This window comes from Streptomyces sp. NPDC058295 (assembly GCF_042880655.1).
Lineage (GTDB): Bacteria > Actinomycetota > Actinomycetes > Streptomycetales > Streptomycetaceae > Streptomyces > Streptomyces coriariae.
This window is the reverse complement of the sequence record NZ_JBHVYO010000012.1, coordinates 213637-224670: the sequence shown is the minus strand read 5'-3', so window position 1 is coordinate 224670 and position 11034 is coordinate 213637. Positions and strand designations below refer to the sequence as shown.

8 protein-coding genes and 3 tRNA genes are annotated in these 11034 nt (G+C 70.0%); 4 read left to right on the top strand and 7 right to left on the bottom strand.

Annotated features, from left to right (window positions below; all coding sequences use genetic code 11):
* The first annotated feature begins 110 nt into the window (after positions 1–110).
* A complete protein-coding gene (locus tag ACFVYS_RS15850; RefSeq protein ID WP_389502415.1) occupies positions 111–1691 on the top strand; it encodes a GMC oxidoreductase in 1581 nt (526 codons plus the stop codon).
* 38 nt (positions 1692–1729) lie between these two features.
* Here ACFVYS_RS15850 and ACFVYS_RS15845 read toward each other — a convergent pair whose 3' ends face one another.
* The 4 genes from ACFVYS_RS15845 to ACFVYS_RS15830 all read right to left on the bottom strand — a co-directional run bounded on the left by ACFVYS_RS15845 (position 1730) and on the right by ACFVYS_RS15830 (position 6499).
* The gene (locus tag ACFVYS_RS15845; RefSeq protein ID WP_389502414.1) at positions 1730–2770 is read right to left on the bottom strand and encodes a cytochrome d ubiquinol oxidase subunit II; all 1041 of its coding nucleotides are present in this window, start codon (positions 2768–2770) and stop codon (positions 1730–1732) included.
* Positions 2770–4257 (bottom strand): cytochrome ubiquinol oxidase subunit I, encoded by a 1488-nt coding sequence (locus tag ACFVYS_RS15840; protein WP_389502412.1) that lies wholly within the window; start codon positions 4255–4257, stop codon positions 2770–2772. The genes ACFVYS_RS15845 and ACFVYS_RS15840 overlap by 1 nt, the downstream gene beginning before the upstream one ends.
* Positions 4258–4348: 91 nt before the next feature.
* A complete protein-coding gene (locus ACFVYS_RS15835) occupies positions 4349–5686 on the bottom strand; it encodes an NAD(P)/FAD-dependent oxidoreductase (RefSeq protein WP_389502410.1) in 1338 nt (445 codons plus the stop codon).
* 6 nt (positions 5687–5692) lie between these two features.
* Positions 5693–6499, bottom strand: a complete 807-nt coding sequence (locus ACFVYS_RS15830; RefSeq protein WP_389502409.1) for an SDR family oxidoreductase — start codon at positions 6497–6499, stop codon at positions 5693–5695.
* A 725-nt stretch (positions 6500–7224) separates the two neighbouring features.
* On the opposite strand from ACFVYS_RS15830, the gene ACFVYS_RS15825 reads away from it, so the two are divergent.
* Complete coding sequence (locus ACFVYS_RS15825) at positions 7225–7545, top strand: hypothetical protein (RefSeq protein ID WP_389502408.1); 321 nt, start codon at positions 7225–7227, stop codon at positions 7543–7545.
* Between the two features lie 869 nt (positions 7546–8414).
* On the opposite strand, the gene ACFVYS_RS15820 is transcribed toward ACFVYS_RS15825, so the two are convergent.
* From ACFVYS_RS15820 to ACFVYS_RS15810, 3 genes are all read right to left on the bottom strand, one after another.
* Positions 8415–8488 (bottom strand) — tRNA-Ile (locus tag ACFVYS_RS15820).
* Between the two features lie 169 nt (positions 8489–8657).
* Positions 8658–8730, bottom strand: a tRNA-Asn gene (locus ACFVYS_RS15815).
* 5 nt (positions 8731–8735) lie between these two features.
* A tRNA-Asn gene (locus ACFVYS_RS15810) sits at positions 8736–8808 on the bottom strand.
* A 158-nt stretch (positions 8809–8966) separates the two neighbouring features.
* On the opposite strand from ACFVYS_RS15810, the gene ACFVYS_RS15805 reads away from it, so the two are divergent.
* Together ACFVYS_RS15805 and ACFVYS_RS15800 are read left to right on the top strand one after the other, a co-directional pair.
* The gene (locus ACFVYS_RS15805; RefSeq protein WP_389502436.1) at positions 8967–9272 is read left to right on the top strand and encodes a YtxH domain-containing protein; all 306 of its coding nucleotides are present in this window, start codon (positions 8967–8969) and stop codon (positions 9270–9272) included.
* A gap of 169 nt (positions 9273–9441) precedes the next feature.
* The gene (locus ACFVYS_RS15800) at positions 9442–10899 is read left to right on the top strand and encodes an FGGY-family carbohydrate kinase (protein WP_389502406.1); all 1458 of its coding nucleotides are present in this window, start codon (positions 9442–9444) and stop codon (positions 10897–10899) included.
* The last annotated feature ends 135 nt before the right edge of the window (positions 10900–11034 follow it).

The following is an 11034-nucleotide window of genomic DNA, read 5'->3' as shown; positions in this document are numbered from 1 at the left end:
GATCCCACTCCGCGTTCGTCAGATCCCCGCGACCCATACAGTCAGCCTGACCCCAACACCCCACCCGCGTCAGGAGATCCGAGAAACAGCGCCTAGAACGGGACCCTCTCATGGCCGACGATCAAGACTACGACGTCATCGTCATCGGTACGGGAGCGGGCGGCGGTACGCTCGCCCATCGGCTGGCACCCACCGGAAAGCGGATCCTGATCCTGGAGCGCGGCGGCTATCTGCCGCGGGAGCGGGACAACTGGGACTCCACCGCCGTCTTCGTCAAGGGCAAGTACCGTGCCCCGGAGTTCTGGTTCGACAAGCACGGCAAGGAGTTCCCGCCGGAGGTGAACTACTACGTCGGGGGCAACACCAAGTTCTACGGCGCCGCGCTGTTCCGGCTCCGACCCGAGGACTTCGGCGAACTGCGCCACCACGACGGCATCTCTCCGGCCTGGCCGCTCCGCTACGAGGACCTGGAGCCGTACTACACCCAGGCCGAGCACCTCTACCTGGTGCATGGGCGCCACGGCGAGGACCCCACCGCAGGGCCGACCAGCGCGCAGTACGCCTACCCGCCGGTCGAGCACGAGGCGCGCATCCAGCAGCTCAGCGACGATCTGGAGAAGGCCGGTCTGCACCCCTTCCACCTGCCGATCGGCGTCAACCTCACCCAGGACGAGCACGGCCGGGCCACCCACCAGAGCGTCTGCATCCGCTGCGACCGCGTCGACGGCTTCCCCTGCCTGGTGGGCGCCAAGTCCGACGCGCAGGTGATCTGCGTCGACCCGGCGCTCAGGCACGACAACGTCACGATGGTGACCGACGCGAACGTGCGGCGCCTGGAGACCGACCCCACCGGACGCACCGTAACCAAAGTCGTCGCCGAACTGGACAACGGAGCGACCGAGGAATTCAGCGCCGACATCGTGGTGGTCGCGGCCGGAGCGGTGAACTCCGCGGTCCTGCTGCTGCGTTCGGCCAACGACAAGCACCCCGATGGCCTGGCCAACAGCTCGGACGTGGTGGGACGCCACTACATGCGTCACAACAACCTGGCGCTGATGGCCGTGTCGAAGGAACCGAACCCCACCAGGTTCCAGAAGACCCTGGCGCTGAACGACTGGTATCTGGGCGCGGACGACTGGGAGTATCCGCTCGGCGGCATCCAGATGCTCGGCAAGTCGGACGCCGACCAGATCCACGGCGAGGCGCCCCGCTGGGCCGGCGCCGTCATGCCCGACATGCCCTTCGAGGTACTGGCGCACCACGCTGTCGACTTCTGGCTGTGCGGGGAGGACCTCCCGCTGCCCGAGAGCCGGGTCACCCTCGACAAGGACGACGCCATCCACCTGGCTCTCGACGAGAAGAACAACATCGCCGGACTCAAGCGCCTCCAGCACAAGCTGCGGGGCATGCTCGGGCACCTGGGCATGCACGAGCACCACCTGCTGGACCACAGCATCTACCTGCACAAGGGCATGCCGATCGGTGCCACCGCGCACCAGGCCGGCACCGTGCGGTTCGGCGACGACCCACGGAGTTCGGCCCTCGACGTCAACTGCAAGGCCCACGACCTCGACAACCTCTACGTCGTGGACACCAGCTTCTTTCCCAGCATCGGCGCGGTGAACCCGTCACTGACCGCCATCGCCAACGCCCTGCGGGTCGGCGACCACATCGCCGCCCGGCTGAACTGACCGGCGGCTCCCTCGCTCCGTGGACTGGTCGAGCGCCACTACAGATCGCCACCGGGCGCTCTGGCGGCCCGGGTGTCGGCGTCGGTGAGCTCCTCCAACTCCCCCATGGTGTCGAGCCGGTAGAGCAGAACCAGCGCGGGACCGACCAGCACGATCGCGATGGCCGTGACGATCATCAGCCAGCGCAGGGTGTGCGGGGCGCCGGCCGCCTCGGTCACCGTCAGCGTGGTGGGCAGTAGGTAGGGCCGCTGCGCGAAGCCCCAGGCGCCGACGACCAGGGCCACGCTCGCCACCGACGTGTAGCGGGACCAACCGTAGGTCCGGCGCCACACGAGCAGCACCGTGGCCAGACCACAGACCGCGGCGAGAACGATCAGCAGCAGTCCCATGCCCCCGGTGAGACCGTCCCAGACGTACCGGGCGTCGTCGTGGGTGACCGGCAGGGCGATGAGTGCGAGAACGACGACCGCGGCGAAGGCGAGCAGCGCGCGCAGGCGGAAATAGTCGACGAGGTCGGCCGCGCCGAACCGAAGGGCGTCGGAACACAGGAAGACCGCACCGAGGAAGGCGGTGGCGGCGACGGCCAGCAGTCCCGTCAGGACGGAGGTTCCATTGGCCCAGGCGCCGGCCGAGGCGGTCGTGCCGACCTCGACGTGCCCGGAGGCGATGCCGCCGAGCACCGCACCGAGGAAGAACGGCGTCACCAGTGACGAGACGGCGAACATCGCACCGTAGATCCGTTGTTGGGCCAGGCGGCGGGTCGGCTTGCGCAGGGCGAACCCGGCGCCGCGGAGCACGAGGCCGACGGCGGCGAGGGCGAGCGGCAGCCACATGGCGGAGAAGACGGCCTGGAACATCGTCGGGAAACCGGTCCACATGATCACGAGAACGAAGATCAACCAGACGTTGTTGGCCTCCCAGACCGGTGCCATGGCGTGGTCGATCAGCCAGCGTGGCCGCTTGCCGCGCTCCGCCCCGCCCGCCAGGAGGTCCCAGAATCCCGCGCCGTAGTCGGTGCCCCCGGCGCAGGCGTAGGCGGCGATCGCGACCACCAGCACCCATGCGATGAATTCGGCCATTACGACGCACCGCCAGAGGTGTGGCCGGAGCCGCCGTCAGGCGCTGCCCCGGTAGCTGTCGGCTCGGGCTCGCTCCTGGGCCCGTAGGGGGTATCGGTCTCCGGCGGCGGTTCGGCGCGCGCGGCGGCCGCGCCCTCGTCCGCGATGCGCCAGCGGGTGCGCATCTTCAGGACGACCGCGAGGAACGCGCCGAAGACAGCCACGTACACGACGATGACGATGCCGAGCATCGCCCACAGCGCTCCGGCACCGGTGTCGGTCACCGCCTCCGAGACCCTCATGTGCTGGTAGACGATCCAGGGCTGACGTCCGACCTCCGTGGTGATCCACCCGCACTCCACGGTGAGCAGGCAGGCGACTCCCGCGAGCGCGGCGCAGCGGTAGAACCAGCGGCTGCCGGGGTTGTCCCGGTGCCGCCACCAGGACCAGGCGTACCAGAGCGCGAGCAGGATCAGCAGGCTGCCGATGGTGACCATGATGTCGAAGGCCCAGTGGGCGATGGTGGCCTGAGTGGCCGTCGGACGGTCGCTCGCGGGGACCGAGGTCAGGCCTGTGACCTGGGTGCTGGGCTTGAAGCCCGCGAGGATCGAGTCCAGTTGGGGGATCTTGATCCCGCCGGAGATCGTCCCGTCGGGGTGCAGGCGCCCGAACATGTACTCCGGTACGTGGGTGTCGGTCTTCCAGACGATCTCCGTGGCGGCGAACTTGATCGGCTGCTTGTGGAAGACGGCACGGGCGGCGGAGTCGCCGAGCATGAACTGGACCGGGGTGAGGATCGCGGCGACGGTGAACGGCACGGTGAACCCGAGCCGGTGGTAGCGGTCGCGGCGGCCACGCAGCCAGCCGACCGCGTAGACACCGGCGACCACGTAGCCGGCGGTCAGGAGCATCGCGACCACGAAGTGCCAGTACTCCGGGCCGAACATCGGTGTGAAGATCGCTTGTCGCACGTCGACGTGGATCGGCTTGCCCTGAGCGTCGAGGCTGAATCCCTGGGGGGTGTTCATCCAGGAGTTGGCCGCGATGATGCCGAACGCCCCCATCAGAGCCGCCAGCGGCAGCGGTACGGCCAGCCAGAAGTGCGTCCACGGCTTGAGCCGGCGCCAGCCGTAGAGGTAGATCGCGATCAGGACGGCCTCGAGGAAGAACGCCCAGGCCTCGACGCCGAACCCGAGGCCGAAGACGTCGCCCCAGCGGCCCATCATGCCGGGCCACAAAAGGCCGAACTCGAAAGACAGCACGGTGCCGGTGATGATGCCGATGGCGAACTGGACGGCCATCACCGCCGACCAGCGCCGGGCGAGCAGGAGGCCGACGGGGTCGTTGCGGCGCAGCGCCCGGTGGTGCATGAGCAGCGTGATGAACGGCAGCGCGACACCGAACGGGACCAGCAGGATGTGCGAGGCCAGGGTGAAGGCCATCAGCTCTCGGGCCGGCAGGAGTTGGGCCGGGGTGCTGTCGGCCAGAAGTGCAACGGTGCTGAGCATGTGCGCCTCGATGGTCTGCCCTGCCGGAGTGGCGGGCTGAGGAGGGACAGGATGCGGAGAACGCCCGTAGAGAATCGGCCCGGGCGCGTCCTCAGGGAGGCGGCGGTGCCTTCGGGCCGCCCGCCCTGGCCGCCGATCCGTCGGTGTCGGGCAGGGTGAAGGCGCGTTCGCGGCGCGAGCTGGTGGCGAAGGCGACGGACCAGCTGAGCACAGCGCCCAGCCTGCTGCGGAAGCCGGTGAGAAAGGCCAGGTGGATGAAGAGCCAGGCAAGCCAGCCGGTGAAGCCCGACAGGTGCAGCGGGCCGGCCTTGACCACGGCCCGGCCGCGGGCGATGTAGGCGGCGCTGCCGAGATCCACGTACTTGAAGGGTTTCGGCTTCTTCGTCCTGCCTTCGACCTGGTGCCTCACCGTCCGGCCCGCGTACGCCCCGGACTGCATGGCGACCTCGGCCAGGCCCGGCAGCCGGTTCAGGCTCATCACGTCACCGGTGACCCGGATCTCCGGATGGCCGGGCACGGTGAGGTCGGGTTCGACGAGGATGCGTCCGGCCCGGTCCTGCTCGGCGCCGGTCGCCCGGGCCAGCGCGGCGGCGATCGGCGGGGCCTCGACGCCCGCCGTCCACAGCACGGTGCGTGCGCCGAACCAGGTCGTCCTGCCGTCACGGTCTCGTACCGTCAGGCCGTGCGCGTCGATGTCGGTGACCCGCGTGCCCAGGTGGAGCTCCACACCGAGGTGCCGCAGGGTTCGCGCCGCACGGTGGGCCAGCGGGGGGCCGAACGCGCCCAGCACCGCGTCGGACCCCTCGAAGAGCAGCACCCGGGCCTTGGCGGAATCGATCCTTTGGAACTCCCGGTCGAGCGTGTGGCCGGCGATCTCCCGGATCTGTCCGGCGAGTTCGACGCCGGTCGGCCCGCCGCCGACGAGCGCGAAGGTGAGCCACCTCTTCCGTTCCCGCTCGTTGGCCGCCGTCTCGGCCATCTCGAATGCCCGGTAGATCCGTCGGCGGATGTCGAGCGCGTCGTCCAGGGTCTTCATGCCGGGGGCGTGCGCGGCGAACTCGTCGTGCCCGAAGTAGGACTGGCGCATCCCCACCGCGACGATCAGATCGTCGTAAGGCAGCCGGACGACTCCGCCGTCGGGCCGCCGGGCGTACACCGCCCGGCCACCGGCATCCACGTCGGTGGCTTCGGCGAGCATGCAGCGCACGTTGTGGTGGCGCCGCAGGACACCCCGCAGCGGTTGGGCGATCTGCCCCTCGGACAGGATGCCGGAGGCGCACTGGTACAGCAGCGGTTGGAAGAGGTGGTGGGCGCGGCGGTCGACCACGGTCACGGCCACCGGCGACTTCCGTAAGGCACGGGCGGCGAACAGCCCCGCGAACCCTCCGCCGAGGATCACCACCCGGCGGGGCGTGATGTGATCCTGCATCGCAGATCAGCCTCCGGTGGCGAAGCCGGGGAAGAGCGTCATTCCGCCGTCGACGTAGAGGGTGGTGCCGACGACGTAGTCGAGCAGGTCGGAAGCCACGGCGACGACGGCGTTGGCGATGTCGTCCGGGTCGCCCACGCGGCGGTACGGGATCAGCCGCAGCAGATCGGCCTCGGCCTCGGGGGTGGACCAGGCGTCGCGGTTGATCGGCGTGCGGATGGCACCGGGCGCCACCGCGTTGACCCTGATCCGCTTCGGGGCGAGCTCCTGGGCGAGGGTCTGCATCAGCATGCCCACACCGCCCTTGGAGGAGGCGTAGTTCACGTGCCCCGCCCACGGGACGATCTGGTGGACCGAGCTCATACAGATGATCTTTCCCGCCGACCGGGAGACCTCCTCGACCACTCCGCGCCGGACGAACTCCTTGGCGGCCTCCCGCGCGCACAGGAACTGGCCGGTCAGGTTGACGTCGATGACCTTCTGCCACTGGGCGAGCGTCATCTCCGTCACGGCCGCGTCCCGCTGGAGACCCGCGTTGGCCACCATGATGTCGATGGTGCCGAACTCCTCGACCATCCGCGCGACCATGGCGGTCACCTGGTCCTCGTCGGACACGTCGGCCTCATGGGCGTAGGCGCGGACCCCGAAGCCCTCGATCTCCTTCACGACGTTGTCCGCCTCGGGCGCACCGACGACGTAGTTCACCACGACATCGGCTCCGGCCCGGCCCAGGGCAATCGCGGTCGCCAGGCCGATGCCCGAGTTGGCGCCGGTCACCAGCGCCTTCTGCCCCCTGAGAAGCTGCGCGGACACCCCGCGACTGTCGCCGACGTTTCCTGCCACCACGGTCTCTCCCTCTGCGTTTGCGTTTGCGGACGAACGCCTTCGGCAACCGGACGACGCGCAGGAGAATGGCCGGACGTCGGCCAGGCCCGTCAGGACAAGCCACAGGAGCCGTCGCGTACCCGGCTCCCAGACGAAAGCACCCTGCGCCGCGAGTGCCACAAACCGGCGCGCAACACAGCCACACTTGGCCAGGCACGCCACACGATCGGGTTAAGAGCTGCCCCGAGCCGCCGACCGGGGCATGCCGGCCGCCGGACGCCCGTGCAAGGACAGGTGGGTGCACCACCGTTTGTGGTGATATTCGAGGGGCCCCGCCCCGCTCCGCCAGGGCCTTTGTCCGGGGGCGGCCTGGACCGCCCGGTACCGGCGGAAAAGCCCCTCGCGCACGTGCTCAGCCTGTTGAACCACTCGGCGTGCCCGACCAGCCGGGTGAACATAGCGTGCACGCATGGAAGCGATGCGTAGCAAGCCGGTCGGAGCAGGAGCCCTGGATCGGCGGATACCGTCGATTGCTCGGAGCGGACGCCGCCTGCCCCTGCACAGCGCGAGCGTCGGGACCGACGCGGACCAAGAGGCTTTCACGTGCTGAGGAAGGCATTGATCGCCCTCGGGGTCGTTCTGGTTCTGCAGAGCGTGTTTGCGCTCTGCCTGGTCAGTGCGCTGCAATTGCTCGTCCTGCGCACTCCGGTGTCTTGCCTGCCGTCTGCATCGAGGCGTTCTGCGCCCCGCCCTGGGACGAGGACGCCGAGAATGCGATCGAGTTCCTGTGCCGGCTGGTACGCAACGTCCGGCTTCCCGGCTTCACCGCCGCGCTCGCCTTCGCCGGTGCGGCCGTCGTCGGCTTGGCCACTCCTTGGACGACCCGCGCCCCTTTCCCCAGCGCCGCTGCTGCTCCCCAGGCCGCCGCCCTCGGCCCGGACCGCACCGTGGACCGGCTGGTGGGTGCCCGCGAGATCCACGAACTCGCGGTCCGCCCGGCTGCCCAGGACACGGCCTGGCGGGCGAACTGCTGAAGGCGGTCATCGTGGCGAACACCACGACGTTGTCGGGGCAGCAGTGCTGACCGGTGCCGAACTCGCGGGTACCGCGCCCGGGGTCGTCACAGGCGCGGTGTGTCGCTTCTTCGACGTTTCGGGCCGCCGAGTCTCCGTCTCCCCATCGCCGCGCTGCTATTGGCGCTCGGAGCGCGTGTGTGGCTACGGCCTGTGCGCCCGGCACCATCCCGCGCCACTCGCCGGCCGTCACCTCGCGCGACGACGTCGCTCACCCCAGCCGTCGGGGTTGCCGGGGGGCATCGGACCGAGCACAGAGCCGCCCCCGATCCCGTAGCGGTCGCCGCTGTCGCGCCCGCGGCCATGGCCTCCACGTTCGTGACGTCCATCGCCGACGCGGCTGGCTACGCGCTGCTCTCTGCGCTGACCGCACACGGCTCAGCTCTGATGAACGCGGTGCGCCCTCCGTGGGGCGGTTTCCTCTTCGGGCCGTTTCCCCTGGCCTCCGCCTGTGTGCCAGATGCACCGGCATCCGCGCCGCCTTCGGTGCCGACCCAGCACTCGATTCTGCACATGGTGGACGACAGCCCATGCCACGGAACCAGCAAACGGGACAACGAATCGGCCCGGAAACAATCTCGGCCTGACCCCGGTCGCGCGCTCCCGGCCCCTGTACGGCCCCTCGGTCTTGGGAACGACCCTCAGAGCAGTCGCGCGGACCGCGAGCGGCACGCTCAAACACCTACTCCGCCGCAGGTCAGGGGGGTTGGATTCCCTCAGAACGCTGCCGAACTCCAAACCCACGAGCAGCGGATTCAGTCCGTTCAGGCGAGGTTGACGATCCGACACCCAAAAAAAGAACGTTCCCGCAGGTCAGACCACGTGAAAGGTGGGGCGGGTGGGACTCGAACCCACGGCCGACGGATTATGAGTCCGCTGCTCTAACCGGCTGAGCTACCGCCCCATAGCGGCGTGTCGCGTACATGTGTGCGCGCCGTCTGCCGCAGCATAGCCGCTCATACGATCTCACGCTTCGGCTGGTCGACCTTGCACGACCATGGGGGCAGCACCCCTGGCCTGCACGGTTCCCTCCGACATGAAAAAGGACCCCCACGGGGTCCTCGTTCACGATGCTCCCCCGACTGGACTCGAACCAGTAACCTGCCGGTTAACAGCCGGCTGCTCTGCCAATTGAGCTACAGGGGACCGAGCTCCCCCGACTGGACTCGAACCAGTAACCTGCCGGTTAACAGCCGGCTGCTCTGCCAATTGAGCTACAGGGGAATGCCTCGTTTTGCATCGAACGTGCTCACCTGGGTATTCGCCAGGAAGCGCTCGCTCGCTGCGACACATACATTAGCGCAAGCAGGGGGGTGCTCCGCCAATCGGTTCCCCCGGCGCCCATGTCGTGCCAGGGACTACGCAAGGAGAGGATGGCCGTCATGCGCTACAAGCTCACGTTCGTCGTCGGGTTGGTCGCGGGTTACGTACTGGGCACGCGTGCCGGGCGCGAGCGCTACGAGCAGTTGAAGAAGTCCGCCCGGCAGGTCGCCCAGAACCCCGCCGTGCGCAATACCGCCGAGACCGCCGCCCACCAGGGCCGTCAGTACGCGGGCAAGGCGTACCACGCGGTCAGCGACAAGGTCGGCGACCGGATGCCCGAGTCGGTGGCGGGCCGGGTGCGGTCCCTGCGCGACCGCAACAGCAACGGCGCGAGTGGGGACGACTGGGGCACCAGCAACACCTAGCGGCTCCTTCGAGGCGCCGGAACGGTCGTCCGGGGGCCGCGGGGATGTGACATATACGGCTCCGTCACGGGGGCTCGACCAGCCACAACGCCCCGCGCCGGGCAGGAGCGGGGCACCCCTGCGGTCTCCGCGGCCCAACCCGAGCGGCGCGTGCGGCAGAATTTTCGCCATGGGGATAGTCGCCGGGTTGGACAGTTCACCCGATTTCACTCGTATCGTCGTCTGCGACGCGGACACCGGAGCCGTGCTCCGGCAGGGGTATGCGCCGCATCCGATGGAAGGCGCCGAGAGTGCGGGAGGGCGGCCCTCCGATGTCGATCCGCAGGCCTGGCTGCTGTCCCTGGGCGAGGCCGCGGGCGGTGGGCTGCTCGAGGGGGTACAGGCCATCGGCGTGTCCTCGCAGCAGAACGCCGTCGTGCCGCTGGACGCGCAGGGCAACACCGTGCGGCCGGCGATGGTCGGCGGGGACAAGCGGGCGCAGGTCGCGGCGGCCGACCTGATCGACGCGGTCGGCGGGCGCGAGGCATGGGCGCAGGCGGTGGGATGTGTCCCGCAGGCCGCCCAGCCCGTGACCAAGCTGCGCTGGCTGGCGAAGAACGAACCTGACGCCGCCGCCCGGACCGCCGTACTGCTGCAGGCCCACGACTGGCTGGTGTGGCAGCTCCTCGGGCGGCCCGCACGAAGGACCACCGACCGCGGCGGAGCCTCCGGTACCGGGTACTGGTCCGCCGCCACCGGCGGTTATCGGCCAGATCTCGTCGAGCTGGCACTCGGTCACCAGGCCATGCTTCCCGAGGTGATCGGACCGTCCGAAGCGGCCGGTACGACGCCTGAGGGACTGCTGATCTCCGCCGGGACCGGCGAGACCATGGCCGCGGCCCTGGGGCTGGGAATCGGACACGGGGACGCGGTCGTCTCGCTCGGCGCCTCCGGGTCCGTGATGGCCGTGCATCACGAGGCGCTCGTCGACCAGAGCGGGATGATCACCTCGCTGGCCGACGCGACGGGCATGCATCTGCCGGTCGTCACCACCCTGAACGCCGTACGGACCCTGCGCGGGGCCGCCGAGCTGATCGGGGCGGCCGATCTGGAGGCGCTGTCGGACCTGGCGATGAAGTCGACGCCGGGGTCGCACGGGCTGGTCATGCTGCCCTACCTGGAGGGTGAGCGGACGCCGAACCTGCCGCACACGGCCGGGACGCTGGCGGGCCTGCGACGCGAGTCGATGAAGCCCGAGCACTTCGCGCGGGCCGCCTTCGAGGGCATGCTGTGCGGGCTCGCGGACGCGCTCGACGTGCTGCGCGGCCGGGGCGTGGAGGTGCGGCGCATCTTCCTCCTCGGGGCGGCGGCCGAGCTGCCGGCCGTGCAGGCGGCGGCGCCCGCGCTGTTCGGCGCGCAGGTCGTCGTGCCGCAGCCGGCGGACTACGCGGCGATCGGAGCCGCCCGGCAGGCCGCGTGGGCGCTGGGAGCGTCGCAGGGCACCCTCGACCCGCGGACCCCGCCGGCCTGGCAGGGGGCGGCCGCGCAGGTCCTCGACCCGGGCGAGGAGCTGGCCGTCGGGCAGGCGGTGCGCCAGCAGTACGTGTCGGTGCGGGAGCAGACGCATCCGGGAGCGTTCCGCGGATAGGACCGAGGACGTCCGCGGAGACGAGCAAGGACGTCCAGGAAGAGGACCGTGGGCGTCCGCGGACGGGAGTGCGGCGGTCTCCGCGGCAGCAGCGCGCGCTACGCGGCGTACGGGGCGCCTCCCGGTGCGTGGGGC